The following is a 16,835-nucleotide window of genomic DNA, read 5'->3' on the forward strand; positions in this document are numbered from 1 at the left end:
AATGATGTCCCAGCACATCTATCATCTACTCTCAAAATGGCATCCTCAAAAAGACAGTACCGAGTGGGTGCTCGGTACTGTCTTTGCAACCGAAGGCCCTTGCTATCGAAAAGCCGGGGCTATGATGCTTTTTTCGGGAGATGGTCAGCAGCTCGGCATGTTAAGTGGTGGCTGCTTGGAGTCGGATATTCAGCTTCAAGCTAAAAAAGTCATGGCGATGGACAAGCCAATGACGCTCACCTATGACAGCCAAGACGAAGACGATTTGTCATTTCAGCTAGGTATTGGCTGTGGCGGAAGCGTCGACATTTGCCTTCATCCTGTGTCTAAGGCGAACCAATATCTTGCGCTGGAAGACGTGTACAACCATTTAAAACAACGCAAATCGGGGCACTATTACCAGCAAATTACATCACAGTCCTCTGCCAAGTTTATCTCCTCATCCGATGCTCATCAGCTCCTCGGCGACAGAGAAAAAATTGGAGAGAAAATCAAAGAGGGAGGCACATCTTGGTTGCGTACCTTTATTCAACCACCCACACACTTGCTCATTGCGGGCGGGGGCCTTGACGCACGCCCAATCACTACCATCGCAAAAAGTTTAGGCTGGCAAGTGACGCTGTGGGATCCGCGGCCAGCAAACGCCCGAAAAGAGCACTTCCCTGACGTACAAACTGTCGTGAGAACCGATGCTTCGACCCTGAGTAAATATTGCAATGAGCAGCATGTTGATGCGCTGGTCGTTATGTCTCATAGCGTGTCACTCGATGCGGCTGTATTGGAAAGTGCGGTATCCACCTCATTGAAATACATTGCACTGTTGGGACCATTGCACCGAAAAGAGGACGTTTTCCGTCAATCCTGTCTCAACAATACAGATCTGCCCTGCAAAGTTTACGGTCCTGCTGGTTTAAATCTCGGTGCAGCATTGCCAGAAGGAATTGCTATTTCTATCCTTTCAGAGTGTGTAGCGGTGCTCAACGGAGCTGACGCTAATTCTTTGAGTGGAATAGAAACTGAATGACAAAACTTGCTGCAGTAATTTTAGCCGCCGGTGCGGCGAGCCGTTTTGGTAGTTGTAAATCACTCGCCTTAATCAACGATCAACCATTGATCGCCTTTCCGTTAAAAGCAGCAAACGAAGTTGCTATGGATACCTACGTCTTTACAGGGCGCTGGCACGAAGAAATACAAAACCGTGCGATTCAACATCACTGGAAGGCAAACATCGTTTTGGCACCCATGTGGGAAAACGGTATTGGTGATGTGATTGCTTTCGCGACTTCCGAGCTTGAACGTGATTACGACGCGATTCTCTTTATGCTGGCAGACCAACCAGCCGTGACAGGCAACAACATCGAGTTGTTACTGAAGGTGTTCGACGAGCATCCCTGTGATGCCGTTTGTTGCCAATATAGAGACACGGTAGGTGTGCCTGCCATTGCGGCGAGGAGTATGTTTGCGGAGCTGAAAACACTGAATGGAGACAATGGTGCCAAGCACCTTTTGAATGACGGAAAGCACGTGGTCCACATTGTTGACGTGAACCAGTGCTTTATCGATATCGACACGCAAAAGGATTTGGACGATTACACCCACTACCTCAACAACATGTCGTCATATTGGTAACGCATCATCACGATTCGTCGATGATGCTTTCACAACTTAACCTTGTACAGGCACCAAGTTCTCACACCCTTTGCGCTCTTGCATCATCTTGCGGATGGTGACGGGCGCACAATACAGGGTTGTTGCAATAAGCAAAGAGACCGGCACCGCTGTAATCACAATAAATGATTGGAGTGCGTTTAAGCTCCCCTCTCCAGCAAGCAACAAGATAGCCGCCACTACACCCAGCATGATTGCCCAGAACAAACGGTGCCATTTTGAAGGCGTCGACTGTTGAGACGTCACTACTGCAATGGAGAACGCCATTGAATCCCCCGTTGTTGCAACGAATGTAGTCGTCAACAGCAAGAATGCCGGTACCAGAATTGCTTGAAGCGGCAATTGCTGCAGCATGGCAATGAGTACGGCTGGCAAACCAGCATCAGACAGCGGACCTGAAATAGAACCAGGTTGAGTCACTTCGAAGAAGATCCCGGTACCACCCAGTGCAGTGAACCAAAAGTTGGTCGCAATAGGCGCACAAATACTGATCGCCAGAATCAGCTCACGAATGGAGCGACCTTCGGAAATCTTCGCAATGAAAATCGCCATCATGGGTGCAAAACCAATAAACCAGCCCCAGAAAAACCATGTCCAACCCTGCATCCAACCGTCGTTGAAATCACCCACGCTCAAGGTGCCAAAATTAGTAAGGTAATCACCAAACGCATGAGTAAACGCACCAAAAATGAATTGTGTTGGTCCCAGCACCAAAACACAAAGTAGCAAGGCCATCGCCCCGAGTACATTCACTTTAGATAGCCACTGCAACCCTTTGTCCATGCCAGAAAATGCTGACATCGAGTACACGAAGACGATGGCAAGCAACAAGAGAACTTGGAGCGATAGAGAGTTATCTAAGCCCGTCAAAGACTCAATGCTGTAGCCAAGCTGGCTCGCCAGAAAACCAATCGGGCCAATCGTACCGGCCGCAACCCCAATGATGGAACACGCGTCTACCACCGCACCAAACCAATGGTTTTCAAGGCGGTCACCAAAGATAGGTGCCAGCAAAGCACGCGGGCGAAGCTTTAATCCTTTTACATGGTGTGCATGCATCAAAACGATGGTTGCCAATGTGCCAAGTACAGCCCATGCCAGAAAACCCCAATGCAAAAAACTCTGCTCGAGTGCTTGTTGCACAATGGCATTCTCATTTTGTGGCGTTCCAGCAAATGCTGGCGGGCGGGAAATGTAATGGAAAACGGGTTCCGCGGCAGACCAGAAAACCCCGCCCCCAGCGAGCAAAGTACACATGATCATGGAAAGCCAACGGAAGCGGCTCATCGTGCTTGAGGCTTAGAGCCCAGTTTGAGTGCGCCAGCTTTAGAAAACGCGATTGCCAACGCAAGAAGAAGATTGCCGAGCATCAGCCATTGCCAGAATTGGCCGAACATTGCCGATGCTTGAGAAGACAGTTTTGTGATCACCTCTGAAAAGGCAGAGAGATCGATCAAAGCAGCGAGTAGGAACAAAACAAAAAAGCCAATCGTCAACGTCGATGTCAGCTTTCGTTCACTAAGGAGTTGTTTAAAAGTCATTGTGCTCTCACAAAGTACGTGAGGGGCGGCACCTTAACAGCTCCTTGGTGTGAACTCCATCACTTTTTCATTTGAGCCCTAATCATTTTATTGCAAGAGCACAATCGCAACACGACCAATCAGACCGATATCTTTATGTTATATAAATGAATTCAATCCAACATGTCACGGTAGATACCTGGCTCAGACCCCAGTATTTCTATGAGTTCTAAAAATCTTCTGTAGTAGCTTTCTTTACCCGTTGGAATGATTGCATAGGCATAGCCTACGCGACTCATTGATATGAGTGCCGCTTTAACCAACGCTTCCCCTACGCCCTTCCCTCGCGCATCGTCACCAACACCTAAAGGACCAAAATACCCTTTTGCGGTACCGTCATAACACGCAAATCCCAGAATCTTTTTCCCTTCCACCGCGATAAACAGGCTGTTGCATTTCAAGAACGCTACTTCCGCTTCACTTGCCCAATGCTCATTGAAGTTTTGCAATATCCAACGAATCACCGCGCCTTTTTCCGGACCAATTGGTTTTCGAACAATAAACGAATTTTTCTCAGATGGGATTTCAAGAAATGCATTTTCGTAAAGCTTAACGAGGTAATCCATATGGTTTTAGCTCCCTAGATTTGGCAGTGCAGCGACAAAGAAAACGCGAAACGTAAGAATGTAGTGATGACTGAATTATCTATCTGACAGGTATAAAAAAAGCCTGAATAATCAGGCTTTTTCAAGTTTTCTTTTTCGAGATTTTGCGTGACTTTCCACTATTTGTTTGTGGAGTGACATCGCAGCTCGTAACAGGCGAGGATGAAGCTGAATTTCTCGGTTTTCTACCAACACCTTGTTGTAATTCACGACAGAGGCCGTTAAACACGCCGCTACTTTAATTTGTCCTGTTTTGTGTGCGTACATTGCGGTTTTAATCGCCATAAATGCACGTTGGTCGTTCTTCTTGTAGTTCTGAACAGCAAAACGCTCAAATCGGTTAAAGTCCTTATGATAAGACTTGTGAATTCGAGTAACGTGTTTATCGTAATACTCTCTGTATTTGCCGTAACTACCCGTTTTGTTGGCTAGCATAAGCTTTTTCACCCAGTCTGTAGACTTGAGCGACTCTTTCTTAAACAAGCCGGTTAGCCAAGCAAACATTCATTCCTCCTACATTTTCTCCTTGGGTTTTTCACTCAATGCGAGCTTCCAACTCACCCAAAGAAATGTTTATTGCTTTTGTATGGCATTGATTCATGCCCGAGCTGCAGAATGGACTGAAAACCAAGCAACTCGCGTGTAATCTACGCTATCGGCAGATTCTACTGAAATTTTATAGTCGTTGCGCAGGTAAATTGTCAGAAATTTCTATGGCTCTGTGCAAAATCACTTTTCGCGACACTTACGCCTTTCAACTGTGCGAATACCTTATCACCCTCAACAAGACTTAGGTCATCAATTGCCCACTCTGTGACATTCGCAAACAAGGTTTCTTTCCCTACCGATAAGGCAACCTGACGGTAACCCGCCTGCTCATTCAGCGTCGAAATGTCTCTCACTTCACAAGGGATCACATTTCGAATACTGCTATCACTCGGCCTGGTTCGAACAATAGAAATATCGTTGGCGAACACTCGAAGTCTCAGGCTTGTTCCCGCCACTTCATCAACCTTTGGTACCCAAAGCTGCTCGCCTTCCAAATTCAATTGAGACATGGCGTATTGAGGGTGATCGCCAACCACACTCGCCGTAACAAGCGCACTTTGCTCTTTCACATTGAGCCAAGGTCGCATATGGATGAACCCCACACATCGTGCAATGGGCCATTGGCGATTACCTTTCCTTCTGCGAGCAACAGCATGTGATCGGCGAGCTGCAAGATCTCATCCAAGCTGTGACTCACGTATATCACGGGAATATTGAGCGAATGTGTCAGCTTCAGAAGATAAGAGATCAACTCCTGACGGCGCGGACCATCTAACGACGCCGTTGGCTCATCCATGATCAGCAATTCAGGTTCCGCTAAGAGAGCACGTCCAATGGCAACACGCTGCTTTTCGCCACCCGAAAGATCGGAAGGATAACGGCTTAAAAGGTGCGTTATATCGAGCAGTTCAGTGATTTCAGAGACAGCAGCAACGTCTTTCTTCTGTTGTCCGTATTTGAGATTTTTCTCGACGGACATGTGAGGAAACAGCCTCGCATCTTGAAACACATAGCCAATGCGGCGCTTCTCAGGAGGAAGGTTTATCTTTTCATTGCTGTTAAAAAGCGTCTTGTCTCCGACACGGATGAGTCCACAATGCGGTGTGTCTAAACCCGCGACCGCATTGATAACCGATGTTTTCCCTGCACCAGAACGGCCAAAAACAGCCGTTATCCCGGAAGAGGGAATCGTGACATCCAGCTCAAGGAAGAAGGTTTCGCGCGCCAGTTGGAAGTTCAGTGTGATCATTTCACTCCCATCCTTCTTTTCATTCTGCGGCTCAACCATTCAGACCCAAACAATGACAGCAGAGAAATGACGATGGCGATGATGCAAAGCCTCGCGACACTTTGTTCCGCCCCCGGTGTTTCAATGAATGCAAACATGGCAAGCGGTATGGTCTGCGTTTCGCCAGGAATATTGGAAACAAACGTGATGGTTGCACCAAACTCCCCCAAACTACGGGCAAACGCTAACACGAGTCCTGACACAATACCCGGTGCAATCAATGGCAATGTGATGGTAAAGAAGACCCGAATGGGTGAAGCACCAAGTGTTCTCGCCGCCGCTTCCAAGCGCTTATCCACCAGCTCGATAGAAAGCCGAATCGCGCGCACCAGCAAGGGAAATGCCACGACGGCTGATGCTAATGCCGCCCCTTTCCAATTGAATGAAAACGAAATACCAAATGTATCAAATAACCAACTGCCAACAGCACCACGACGCCCCATAACGACCAAGAGCAAATAGCCAATAACAACTGGCGGAAGCACTAAAGGAAGATGGATAATCCCATCTAGCAGTGCTTTACCTGCAAAGTTACGGCGCGCCAACAACCAAGCTAGCGCAATACCAAAAGGCAAACTCACCGCAACGGCGACAGACGATATTTTTAAGCTGAGGATCAGTGCTTGCCATTCCAGCGGAGTCAACACCATGTGATTATGACTCCCCTTTGCCCGCAGTCACGTTGAAGCCGTTTTCCTTTAGAATTTGGCGGGACGTTTCGCTATCAAGGAATTGGTCAAATGCCTTCGCCGCGTCTTTTGCCTGCACCGTTAGTGCTTTCGGAAAAATGATGGGGGCATGTGAGCTTTCTGGGAACGTGGCCGCTAATTTAACCTTGGAAGACGCCACAGCATCTGAGAAGTAAACAATCCCCAGAGGTGCCTCTCCTCTTTCCACCAACGCCAACGTTGCTCTCACGCTGTTTGACAGGGCAAGTTTGTCTTCAACATTCGACCATAAATTCAAGCTTTGCAGCGACTCTTTACCGTAAATGCCCGCGGGAACATGGTTTGGATCTGAAATCGCAAGACGGCTGCTTCCGATTGCTTGCAAGAGGGAATCAGGCGTTAGCTCAATCGATTTGTCACCAAGCGTGTCGGCGACCAAAACTAGCTTATTTCTCGCCCAATCCGCGCGCGTTGAGCCATCAACCACGCCTTGCTCTATGGCATAGTCCATCCACTTTTCATTAGCAGAGATGTAGATGTCGGCAGGTGCACCGTAGGCAAGTTGGCGTGCCAGAGCAGAAGAAGAACCGTAAGAGACAATGACTTTGCCACCTGTCTTTTGTTCGTATTGATGCACGATTTCGTTAAGTGCTGTCGTCATAGATGAGGCTGCAAACACCAACACCTTGTCATTGGCAACAGCGGGGCTTGAGCAAAGTAAGCCGAAGACAACAAAAGCACTCGAAATGTGACGAAAAATGCGTTGCATACGCTCCCTAACTTGCACGCGACATTGAATCCGTATCATACCAATGAAATGGCGTAGACAGTTATTTATTCACGCCTTTATGCGCTTGGATGGTGGCTTTGCAACCAACTTTAACGGTAGCAACGAACGAGGAATTTCACGATAGGAAGCAACACAAGTGTGAAGTGCGACTGAACACAATAACCCAAAGCGCACAGACGCAGGGTAACGCCCAGCGAACAGACGTTACGCCTCTGTGTTGATCGTGATGGTATAGCGGTTGTCGGCTGCTGGGTGCATGTATAGGATTTGTTGTCCCATTGAATGATGGGAGATGAGATAATTGCCTTGTGGAAATTCAACACCTTCAGGTGCGGCAAGCACAATGCTGTAGTGCTCAACCAAACGACCATCTTTCGTTTCGCCATTGCCTTCACGCTCTTTGACGTCTTCGCAAAGAATGTCGTATTCGTTTTCAGCACCATCAATCAGCTGAACCGTTTGTCCAGCAAGCTTGGAGATATTCTCCCAAGACAAAACATTCATGTTTTTCTCCCGACAAGCGTTTTGGGTTTTAGACGCTTGCGCGACTTCCCTATTCACAAAGCAAGAGACCAACTACAACTAAATGCCAGCCTACGAGCAGCAATTGATTAGAGTTTAGCCAAAAAGTGCACTATCAAACTGAATTTATGCAGAAAATTCTGACAGTTGCCTCAATATTTTTGGGTTTTTACGCAGAATGGGAGAATTTGGGAGGGGATATTTACCAGAAACGCCGTTTGGCGTTTCTGGATTTTTGCGATTAACGCAGTTTGAGTGGACGCGTTTTTTGCGATTTGTTCTGATGATAGAACCACTGGCGTCTTGTTTTGTTATTCATATAACACCTCTTTTTTTATTCAGGTTAATAGCAATAACTGACAGGTATCTGCTCGTTACGCTTAACATTCCTGATTGATTAAAAACCGCTAGTTCTTACGCAGCCATACTGGATGGCAGGGTTTCCTCTAAATCTGCCTGAGGAGCATTTCTTGTTGAGCACAAGGCTCGTTTGCGTATGAAACTAGCTAAACATATGACATTCGATATAGAAACAAGTTCCGTTCGTCATCACGTTGAATCTAGTTTTATTACATTGAATTTCAAGTTTCAAGCGATTCTCGCCTCACTTATGTTCGAGAGATCACATTTCAACTCAATGCATATAAAAATGTTACATAATGGCTGCATCCCTTTGATGTTGCGGCATTGCGAGAGATTTAAAGTGTCAAAATGACGCGTTTCTGTTTCATCAACGCAATACTCAATATCGCTACCTCTGGCACGTGTTTACGTATAAACTCGCAGGTAATGAAACAGTGAACATTGGCAATAAACATGTCCCACGAAGAATTTGAAGTAGAAGCCCTCGGTATTGAGGTATCAAACCAGCCTATCGAGCTTTACAAAGTGCTTAAAATCGCTAACGCAGTCAGTGGCGGTGGTGAAGCAAAAGCAGCGATCAGCGAAGGCTATGTGATCGTAAATGGTGAAGTTGAAACCCGTAAGCGTTGCAAAATCTACGACGGCGATGTCATTGCATTCAACGAAGAGTTTTATGTGGTTTTGTGTGATACACCACCGGTAGAGGTTGAACCTCGCCCAGCGAAAGCACCTGAGCAATCCAAACAAAAAGAACAAAAGCCAAAACCAATCAAAGAAAAGAAAAAGGCGAAACCATCAAACGCGCCGAATAAGGTCGTTAAGAAAGACATTCAAGATTCGCCAAGAAGTGAATCCGGTCGACGCGCCATTTCCTTCTAATGCTTAGAGCCACCTTCGGGTGGTTTTTTGTTGCCCTCTACCCTTCACCATTTCCAATCGTTTCCCGCACTGTTCAGTTTGCATACATCGCGCTTTTTGCATCGCACCTGGGTGATGTGTCCAATATTTTCAACATTCACACTCAACGCATTAACCCTCTCGAAAATTTTGCGATGTGCCTATCCCTTGAAGTTTGGACGCAGACGCTTTCGGACGTTAGCATCCAGAATTCAAGACAATAAAAGCAAAAGAAGAGGGAAACATGTACTTAGGGATATCTTGCACCGGACACGACAATGCGTTGGCTCTCGTTAACAATGATGGTCAAGTGCTTTACGCACAGGCGGTAGAACGGGACACGCAAACCAAACAAGGCTTTAGCCTTGCACCTGACCAACCACATAAGATCATGCGTCTTATCAAGCAATATGCGCCCGAGGCGACGCACCTTACAATCTGTAAATCTTGGCCTGAAGATACACAACAAAAGATGGCTCAAGAGATCCAGCGTATCTCGCTGGCAGACTATGACGAAGCTTATCGAGACGTTGCTGCTATCTTCCTCGGCGTTCAAATGTCGAACATGAATGATGTTTTCTTACCGAATATCCAAATGGCGGGCGGTGGCACAAAGCGCGCCTCAATTGCGTTGAATCTGCAAACGACGACGCAACAATTTGACCACCACTCCACACATGCCGCCTTTGCGTGTTACTCAAGTCCTTTTGATGAAGCCGCTTGCTTGGTCATGGATGGCTATGCGGAGGACTCGGCGCAGTCTATTTTCATCTACAAAGATAACCGCTTAGAAAAACTGCCTAAGCCTGAGTTTTCAGGTGAGTTGAACCAAATAGCAGCGAGCCTTGGCGTCTTCTATGGCGTGACCGTTTGTCGCTTGTGTGGCTTTGCCATGGACGCAGGTGAAGAATGGAAAGTCATGGGGCTTGCTCCTTACGGCAAACTCAATGAAGAGGTGCTCGCCCTATTCCGCAAACACATTGCGGTGAAAGATGGCTACGTCGTTCTCCCAGAAGGTTCTTCCGAAGCACTGAAAGCTCTGCGTCAACATGCGCGCCCCTATGCGCAGTTCCCAGAAGCCTCTGCAGACATCGCGTTTACGGCCCAATACCACTTTAGTGAACTGATGTCTGAAGTACTGACACATGTCCATGATGTCACTGGTATGGACAACATAGTGATAACCGGTGGCTGTGGTCTCAATTCTTCGTTCAATGGCCGAGTTATCGAGAAAACGCCGTTCAAAGACATTTTTGTCCCCTGTGCCCCAGGTGATGACGGCAATGCCGTGGGTGCAGCATTGCTTGGCGTGAAGCAAGACTTCCCAGAGAAACAGATTAAGAACATCAAACAATCGCCCTACCTCGGCGATGCAATCAGCGAACAAGAAGTCGAAAGCTTCATTGAGAAAAGCGGCATTTCCTCAGTTCAGAAATATGACTGGGAAGATCTGTACCCGCTCGTTGCAGAGAAGATGGCAAACGGTGCCGTGGTTGCATGGGTGCAAGGCCGAGCAGAATTTGGCCCTCGCGCGTTGGGTCATCGCTCTATCCTTGCCGATTCTCGCACTGCCGAGATGAAAACCAAGATTAATGCTGCGGTGAAATTCCGCGAACCTTTCCGTCCGTTTGCACCAATGATTTTGGCTGATCGTGGCGACGAGTATTTCGAGAACTATCACGACACGCCCTACATGGAAAAAGTCGCGACGTTTAAACCGCTGGTGCGTGAGGCTGTTGCCGCCGTTTGCCATGCTGACAATACGGGTCGCTTGCAGTCGGTGACCAAAGAGAGAAATATCCACGTTTACCGGTTGATTGAAGAGTTTGAAAAGATCACAGGCGTACCTGTGATCATCAACACCAGTCTCAATGTCATGGGGAAACCGATTGTGTCGAGCTTGAACGATGCCGTCATGACTTTCTTTACCACGGATATTGAAGTGTTGGTTATCGGTCAATACGTTTTCACCAAACCCACCAAATAACTTGCAATGACTAGCAATTGGTCCGCCTCATCGCCCCTTTAGAGGCGGACATTTTTTCTAGCACCCGTCAGTAGAAGCCGATCGGTAAATAGAAATCCAACTCAAAGCGTTCGTTGTCGTTCAAAAAGTGGTTGTTTTGATATTGCACATAGGCTGGCGTCGACCCTAGTTTAAAACCGGACTCAGGTAACCATTGCTCCAATATTTTACTGATTTGAGGGAGCAGTTCGCCATAAACGCCGGTAAGGTGAAATACAGCATGTAAACCTCCGGGAATCACGAGCTGATTCACCACGCCGCGCACCTTTATCGGTTTGTCGATTTCAATGCACGCCACATAACGACAGTTCTCCAACGCAACCCAAGCCGGGTTTGAGTGGTGTAAACCAAATTGCGCTTGTCCATCTCGACCTTCGCTCTTTGCCCACGCAGACAATACTCGCCATGCATTTTTTATGGTGCGGTTATAACCCGTATGCCGAATGTAGGCGACAAACCGCTCTGGGGCATCGACGATTTTTGGCACTGGCAGGCTTCGCTTCGCGACACGGTGATAACCCGCCGCGACTTCAGGATCGGTCAGGTAGGGTTTTTCCGCTGTTTGCAGGTCGTGTTTTCGCCACTCGCCGGGAGAGACACGAAACGTTGCTTTAAACGCGCGGCTAAATGAAGAAACAGAGTTAAACCCGCACTTGTTTGCGATATCGAGAACCGAAGAAACAGGGTCAAACATCAGTTGGTTCGCAGCATACTCCATGCGTGTGCGTCGGATGTACTGATGAATAGACTCACCAACTACCTCTTTGAACACACGGTGAAAATGATGTTCTGAATACGCTGCCACATCAGCCAATTCCCTGACAGGTAATTCTCTGCTTATGTCTCTGTGGATGTGGTATAGAACATCGTTGATACGCGATAAATGCTGGGCTGTCATGTGAAAATAGCATAAATGGACATATCCAATAGCATAAATGGACATCTCATTATTAACAACAAGGAGTAGTATCTTCAGAAACACAGTAAGGTGTATTCAGGACTCATTATGGAAATCGCGCATTCTCTGCAACAAACCCCTTCTTCCTATATCCGCGAAATTCTTGCGGCAGCATCAGATAAAAACGTCATCTCATTAGCAGGTGGATTGCCTGATGAAAAAACATTTCCTATCGACCTGATGAAGCCAATGTTAGAAAAGCTTTCAGAGATGCCTGAAGTTTTCCAATATGGCGAGACCGCTGGCTACGCGCCGCTACTCTCATTCCTTAGAGACTATTTTCAATTGCCAGAAACTCACATGGCAATGGCTTGTACGGGTTCACAGCAAGGGCTCGATTTGATTGCGCGCGCCTACGTAAACCCTGGCGACAAAGTGGTAATGGAAGCCCCTAGCTATCTGGGTGCCATGCAAGTTTTTGGTCTGGTTCAAGCGAACATTCTGTCGATTCCGCAAACGCCAACAGGCCCTGACCTGAATGCGCTGGAAACCTGTTTCGAGCAAGAGTCGCCAAAGATGTTTTATGCCGTACCGGATTTCCATAACCCTACGGGCATTTGCTGGTCGTTGGAAACGCGCCAAAAGGTTGCAGAGCTTTGTACTAAATACAATGTTGCGCTTATTGAAGATGCGCCTTATCGCGAACTGCGCTTTTCTGATGAAGCTCTGCCTTTGGTCTCAGATTTTTGCCCGCAACACGCCATTGTGCTTCGCTCTTTCTCTAAAATTGCATCACCGGGTCTTCGAATTGGTATTGTCACGGGTAAACGCCAGTACTTAGAGCCGTTGGTAAAAATCAAACAAGGCGCAGATCTGCATTCGAGCGTGCCAATGCAGGCACTTCTATTAGGACTGTTGCAACACCCAGATTTTGACCAACATATCGATGCAATCAGAACGCTATACAAAACACGCTACGACGTGCTATTCGCCTCGTTGAAAGAAATGTTGCCTGATGGCTGTGAAGTGAAGAATGTGGATGGCGGAATGTTCATTTGGGTGACGTTGCCAGAATGCGACACCTTCGCGCTGGCGAAATCTCTGCTTTCAAACGGTGTGGCGGTTGTCCCAAGTCCCGTGTTTTACGCCGACCACAGTAAAGCGGCATCTGCGCTAAGACTCAACTTCACCAATGCCACACCAGAAGAACTCATAAACGCCGTTGCCCGCCTTGCGGCAGGTCTTCAAGTGCAGTTGAATGCGTCGAATCAAACCTTGGTTGAAGCCTAATCGTAAAACGTTATCTCGGATTAGTGCGCCAAAAGAAAAGGCCTGACATGACTGTCAGGCCTTTTTATATTTTCGGTTGTTGATTAAAGCGACGTTTCGGTCACTTCAACTTCAACGGTTTGCTCAACGTTACCTGTAAAACTGTCACAAGCGTAGGCATTACCGAACATCGTTACCGACGTAGAGAAGCCAAGAGGTTGGTACAGGTATAAAACGTTAGCATCTAAATCAAATGCTTTTTGGCGCATCTGGTTAAGTGTGCCCCAAACCATATCTTTGTCTGCGTGCAGCCAGTAATCGTAAAAATGGCCTTCAGAGCCAATCACTGTGCCTTTCAGTTCGCAGCCTTGGATTGCATTAATGTCATCCCAAACAACATCCACTTGATTAGATTCTGGTGTTGGGAAAGTCACACAACCTGACAGCAACAAAACTGGTGCTACAACGCTAAATAACGCTTTTTTCATTAACTATGCATCTCGACATAAGTAGAAACGGCGCGAATTTTATAATGAAGTCTCGCAAAAGCAAGTGAAACAATCTTATGCACTCAAACAAATAATCGAGTTAACTCAAAAAACCATTTTACTGCTTAAAAAACAGCAATTTCAGACACGTCACCTGTTTCACCTAATCCTAGTATGGCATTTGAAAAAAGCGCAATGATAGGAGATTAATGTGAAAAGGATACCGGCCTTGGACAGCCTACGTGGGCTGTTGCTCGTTATAATGACGTTCAACCATCTAATTTGGGTAAGTGCTGGCAATACCAGCTTGCAAATGTTTACGCTTCAACCATTGGGGCAGTTTGGTGCAGCAGAAGCCTTTGTGTTTTTATCGGCACTGCTTGCAGGCGCAATCTACAGCCGAGATGCACTTTCAAACAGCGAGGTAAGAAGCAAAGCGTTCAAACGTGCTTTTACCATTTATCGTTACCACATCATTGCCGTGCTTGCGATTTCAGGCTGGTATGTCTTTGTTAAGTTATATGTCCCTTCTGGCATACCTTTATATGACTTTAGCTTTCCTGGGATCATTTCAGACCCTTTAGGCGCGCTTGTTTTGTCTGCCGCCTTATTGTCTAAGCCAAACTACCTCGACATTTTGCCACTTTATATCTTCTTTATGATTGGCTTACCTTTTCTTATCGCGGCGTTTCGTCAGGGGCTTTTATTATGGGTAATGGCACTGAGCGTCGGCGTTTGGCTGTGTAGCGGCTATGCCGAAACCGCTCAATTGGTGTCGCTTGTCTCTTTTGTCTTCCCAGACGCTAAAGTGCAAGCTGGCTACTTTGACCCGTTTGCGTGGCAAATTCTTTTTGTCAGTGGAGCGGCACTCGGGTACCTCGCGCAAAACCGAACGATTGTCTGGGTAACACCGCTTCGCACTATCATTGCGGTTTGCATCGCCACGACTCTCTTTGTTTTGCACCGCGGCTCGTTTATGGGCATAGGCTTTACACCTGACGAGCTTTACCTCATGGCAGACAAACCAGAAATGGGCTGGCTGAGGCTACTCAACATTGCGGTTTGGGTTTATCTGATTGCGGCAATCATCCATTACAAGCCCACGTTATTGGCGTTCCGACCGCTTAGCTACATTGGCCGTCATTCGCTTCATGTGTTTAGCTGGCATGTCGTGCTTTGCTACTTTGTGGGACTTGCCTTGTTCGCGATTCGCTTCGAAAGTTATTACCTCATCGCTGTGTTCGCGTCCATGGCCACCCTTTGGATCCCTGCATGGGTGAGAGAAAGCCAGACCTCTGTTTCAACAGTCACGAAATGGAGTTCAGTTACCGTGTTACCTACCCTCGCAGTCGCGATTCTGACGTTCAACATGACAAACCAGCAAGCTGACAACGATGCCACGGCATCAACAGCACTTGATGCACTTGCACCTAACTCCATTCAGGTTCAGATATCAAACGTGCGTGACGACAATGCACCGATTTACGTCATGCTATTCAAAGATACTGACGACTTAATGGGAGCACCTAGCGCAGGCTTTTTACGCGCTTCTAGAGAAGAAGCAGAGAGAGGCATCGCGTTCGAAGGTATCGCAGAGGGAAGCTACGTGATATTTGCGTACCAAGATCTTGATGGAAACCAGTTCCTTACGTCAGAAAACAATATGCCGATAGAAGGGTTCGGATACTCGAAACTGCCTGTGATTAGGGGAATGCCTTCCATTGAAGAGGTTGCTTTCGAACACGTTGAGACTCAGAGCCAAAAAATCGTATTTAATTACTTCCGATAAGTGGGCTTTAGTAGGATAAAGGCAAAAAAATTTGTTTCTCCGACGGGTGTCGGAGAAACAAACAACGACAGCAAGGAGTAATTTATGTCTCAATGCCGATGTTGTCCGTATCCGATTTACTGACCAGCGACATCACTCCCATAGGAGCAAGTGCTATGCCAACTCGATAAGATAATGATTACGCTGATTTTTGCTGGAAACGGCTATTTTGGAGAATGATTGAATGCTCGAAGAGAGTGCATTCGATGCACATCAGTGGGCGACGGCATTCGGTTCTAATCATCTCTCATTCAGCGGTAAAACCATTTTGAAATAAGGGATATCCGCTTTATAAAACCGTTCCCCTTCCGGTTTCATACCAAAACCTTCGTAAATACCCATTGCTGACTCTCTTGCATCACACCAAAACACGACAACATCACTCGCATTCAGAGACTCAATGATAACGTTCAGCATTGCCTTACCAATTCCGCGATTTTGGTAATCCGGTAACGTTGCAAATTTTCTTAATCTCGATTGTTTGCCGTCAGTAAAGACCGACGCCACGCATACCAATTTTTCGCCGACAAATGCGCCATAGTGGGTAGCGTCCTCATCGCCCTCGACACTGGAAAATTCAGGTGGTTCAGCAGGCCAAAGTACTTGATGGCGAATATCAATCGTTTCCTGCCAAAAGATTTCCTTAATGTCGATTTCGATTTCGCTCATGAATACTTAACCCTCTGAAAATATTGCGCTAAATCACGAAAACACCCTGCGTAAACAACACCATATTGATTATTGAGTCAATATCTAGATTTCTAAACAGTTAGCTCACGCATAATCTTCACTTTTCTACAGAAATACGTGTAATTAGTCGCTGTTTTTCAAAAAGTTAGGTGCTAGTCTTACCGCCATCGAACACGCTGTCGGGTGTACCCTACGAAGGTGAATTTTACACCTATACCCGGCAGCCCTCGCTCGCTCTCCAACATACCACCTTATATTGAGGAAACCGTGAACGTTACGTTTCTCGACCAAGATTCAGACCTTCCAAAGGTACTGGATTTGCTCATCCAATTGCGCCCACAATTCACGCCAGAGACACTGTTACATCAAATTAAAAAACAAAGAGAATCTGGTTATCAACTCGTCTATGTCGAATCTGAAGGAAACATCCTTGGGGTTGCGGGCTTTGTTGAAGGCGAAAAGCTGTCTTGGGGAAAATACATTTATGTTGATGATCTCGTTGTGGACGAGTCATCACGAAGCCAAGGAGTTGGCACGTTACTGATCAACTGGTTTAAAAAGCGCTGTAAGAAAGAAGGTTTTAATCAGCTGCATTTAGATTCAGGCGTGCAACGCTACAAAGCTCACCGTTTTTACCAACGCGAGAAGTTCCGCATCTCCAGTCACCACTTCGTGACAAAGTCTTTTAAATAGGTGACGTTAAAGG

General features: G+C 46.8%; 15 protein-coding genes and 2 pseudogenes. 7 read left to right on the plus strand and 10 right to left on the minus strand.

Annotated elements, in window-relative coordinates; genetic code table 11:
* Positions 1-4: 4 nt before the first annotated feature.
* On the plus strand, positions 5-1,024 hold the full coding sequence (locus ATN88_RS03390) for an XdhC family protein (protein WP_067411457.1): 1,020 nt from the start codon (positions 5-7) through the stop codon (positions 1,022-1,024).
* Positions 1,021-1,629: a nucleotidyltransferase family protein gene (locus tag ATN88_RS03395; protein WP_067411460.1), complete on the plus strand. Its 609-nt coding sequence runs from the start codon at positions 1,021-1,023 to the stop codon at positions 1,627-1,629. The genes ATN88_RS03390 and ATN88_RS03395 overlap by 4 nt, the downstream gene beginning before the upstream one ends.
* 36 nt (positions 1,630-1,665) lie before the next feature.
* Here the strand turns inward: ATN88_RS03395 and ATN88_RS03400 are convergent.
* From ATN88_RS03400 to ATN88_RS03430, 7 genes and pseudogenes are all read right to left on the minus strand, one after another.
* Positions 1,666-3,209: pseudogene (locus ATN88_RS03400) on the minus strand (BCCT family transporter).
* 152 nt (positions 3,210-3,361) lie between these two features.
* Entirely contained in the window at positions 3,362-3,814 is a 453-nt protein-coding gene (locus ATN88_RS03405; RefSeq protein ID WP_067411463.1) for a GNAT family N-acetyltransferase, read from the minus strand.
* A 111-nt stretch (positions 3,815-3,925) separates the two neighbouring features.
* Positions 3,926-4,357 carry a hypothetical protein gene (locus ATN88_RS03410; RefSeq protein WP_067411466.1) on the minus strand — a complete coding sequence of 144 codons (432 nt, stop codon included), beginning with the start codon at positions 4,355-4,357 and terminating at the stop codon, positions 3,926-3,928.
* A gap of 197 nt (positions 4,358-4,554) precedes the next feature.
* Positions 4,555-5,651 (minus strand): annotated as a pseudogene (gene modC / locus ATN88_RS03415) (molybdenum ABC transporter ATP-binding protein ModC).
* Positions 5,648-6,340: a molybdate ABC transporter permease subunit gene (gene modB / locus ATN88_RS03420; protein ID WP_067411469.1), complete on the minus strand. Its 693-nt coding sequence runs from the start codon at positions 6,338-6,340 to the stop codon at positions 5,648-5,650. Before modB ends, modC begins: the two are co-directional and overlap by 4 nt.
* Positions 6,341-6,344: 4 nt before the next feature.
* Positions 6,345-7,127: a molybdate ABC transporter substrate-binding protein gene (gene modA / locus ATN88_RS03425; protein ID WP_067411473.1), complete on the minus strand. Its 783-nt coding sequence runs from the start codon at positions 7,125-7,127 to the stop codon at positions 6,345-6,347.
* Positions 7,128-7,352: 225 nt separating this feature from the next.
* Positions 7,353-7,652: a DUF6916 family protein gene (locus ATN88_RS03430; protein ID WP_067411476.1), complete on the minus strand. Its 300-nt coding sequence runs from the start codon at positions 7,650-7,652 to the stop codon at positions 7,353-7,355.
* Positions 7,653-8,486: 834 nt separating this feature from the next.
* On the opposite strand from ATN88_RS03430, the gene ATN88_RS03435 reads away from it, so the two are divergent.
* Both ATN88_RS03435 and ATN88_RS03445 read left to right on the plus strand, forming a co-directional pair.
* Positions 8,487-8,912 (plus strand): RNA-binding S4 domain-containing protein, encoded by a 426-nt coding sequence (locus tag ATN88_RS03435; RefSeq protein WP_067411479.1) that lies wholly within the window; start codon positions 8,487-8,489, stop codon positions 8,910-8,912.
* A gap of 262 nt (positions 8,913-9,174) precedes the next feature.
* Positions 9,175-10,917: a carbamoyltransferase family protein gene (locus ATN88_RS03445; protein WP_067411485.1), complete on the plus strand. Its 1,743-nt coding sequence runs from the start codon at positions 9,175-9,177 to the stop codon at positions 10,915-10,917.
* 67 nt (positions 10,918-10,984) lie between these two features.
* Here ATN88_RS03445 and ATN88_RS03450 read toward each other — a convergent pair whose 3' ends face one another.
* A complete protein-coding gene (locus ATN88_RS03450; RefSeq protein WP_067411488.1) occupies positions 10,985-11,854 on the minus strand; it encodes an AraC family transcriptional regulator in 870 nt (289 codons plus the stop codon).
* 108 nt (positions 11,855-11,962) lie between these two features.
* On the opposite strand from ATN88_RS03450, the gene ATN88_RS03455 reads away from it, so the two are divergent.
* Positions 11,963-13,144, plus strand: coding sequence for an aminotransferase-like domain-containing protein (locus tag ATN88_RS03455; RefSeq protein WP_067411491.1), 1,182 nt, complete (start codon positions 11,963-11,965; stop codon positions 13,142-13,144).
* An 83-nt stretch (positions 13,145-13,227) separates the two neighbouring features.
* On the opposite strand, the gene ATN88_RS03460 is transcribed toward ATN88_RS03455, so the two are convergent.
* Positions 13,228-13,611 carry a DUF4156 domain-containing protein gene (locus tag ATN88_RS03460; RefSeq protein ID WP_067411494.1) on the minus strand — a complete coding sequence of 128 codons (384 nt, stop codon included), beginning with the start codon at positions 13,609-13,611 and terminating at the stop codon, positions 13,228-13,230.
* Between the two features lie 211 nt (positions 13,612-13,822).
* On the opposite strand from ATN88_RS03460, the gene opgC reads away from it, so the two are divergent.
* Entirely contained in the window at positions 13,823-15,400 is a 1,578-nt protein-coding gene (gene opgC / locus ATN88_RS03465) for an OpgC domain-containing protein (protein WP_157490646.1), read from the plus strand.
* A gap of 279 nt (positions 15,401-15,679) precedes the next feature.
* Here opgC and ATN88_RS03470 read toward each other — a convergent pair whose 3' ends face one another.
* A complete protein-coding gene (locus ATN88_RS03470) occupies positions 15,680-16,099 on the minus strand; it encodes a GNAT family N-acetyltransferase (protein ID WP_198158325.1) in 420 nt (139 codons plus the stop codon).
* Positions 16,100-16,396: 297 nt separating this feature from the next.
* On the opposite strand from ATN88_RS03470, the gene ATN88_RS03475 reads away from it, so the two are divergent.
* Positions 16,397-16,822 carry a GNAT family N-acetyltransferase gene (locus tag ATN88_RS03475; protein WP_067411500.1) on the plus strand — a complete coding sequence of 142 codons (426 nt, stop codon included), beginning with the start codon at positions 16,397-16,399 and terminating at the stop codon, positions 16,820-16,822.
* Positions 16,823-16,835 lie beyond the last annotated feature (13 nt).

The organism is Enterovibrio coralii, from assembly GCF_001559595.1.
GTDB lineage: Bacteria > Pseudomonadota > Gammaproteobacteria > Enterobacterales > Vibrionaceae > Enterovibrio > Enterovibrio coralii.

Excerpts from the sequence above, each read along its gene's own strand:
- ATN88_RS03460 (WP_067411494.1), bottom strand. The coding sequence starts at position 13,611 with ATGAAAAAAGCGTTATTTAGCGTTGTAGCACCAGTTTTGTTGCTGTCA.
- ATN88_RS03405 (WP_067411463.1), bottom strand. The coding sequence starts at position 3,814 with ATGGATTACCTCGTTAAGCTTTACGAAAATGCATTTCTTGAAATCCCA.
- ATN88_RS03435 (WP_067411479.1), top strand. The coding sequence starts at position 8,487 with ATGTCCCACGAAGAATTTGAAGTAGAAGCCCTCGGTATTGAGGTATCA.
- ATN88_RS03455 (WP_067411491.1), top strand. The coding sequence starts at position 11,963 with ATGGAAATCGCGCATTCTCTGCAACAAACCCCTTCTTCCTATATCCGC.
- modB (WP_067411469.1), bottom strand. The coding sequence starts at position 6,340 with ATGGTGTTGACTCCGCTGGAATGGCAAGCACTGATCCTCAGCTTAAAA.
- ATN88_RS03390 (WP_067411457.1), top strand. The coding sequence starts at position 5 with ATGTCCCAGCACATCTATCATCTACTCTCAAAATGGCATCCTCAAAAA.
- ATN88_RS03450 (WP_067411488.1), bottom strand. The coding sequence starts at position 11,854 with ATGACAGCCCAGCATTTATCGCGTATCAACGATGTTCTATACCACATC.
- ATN88_RS03445 (WP_067411485.1), top strand. The coding sequence starts at position 9,175 with ATGTACTTAGGGATATCTTGCACCGGACACGACAATGCGTTGGCTCTC.
- ATN88_RS03410 (WP_067411466.1), bottom strand. The coding sequence starts at position 4,357 with ATGTTTGCTTGGCTAACCGGCTTGTTTAAGAAAGAGTCGCTCAAGTCT.
- modA (WP_067411473.1), bottom strand. The coding sequence starts at position 7,127 with ATGCAACGCATTTTTCGTCACATTTCGAGTGCTTTTGTTGTCTTCGGC.
- ATN88_RS03430 (WP_067411476.1), bottom strand. The coding sequence starts at position 7,652 with ATGAATGTTTTGTCTTGGGAGAATATCTCCAAGCTTGCTGGACAAACG.
- ATN88_RS03395 (WP_067411460.1), top strand. The coding sequence starts at position 1,021 with ATGACAAAACTTGCTGCAGTAATTTTAGCCGCCGGTGCGGCGAGCCGT.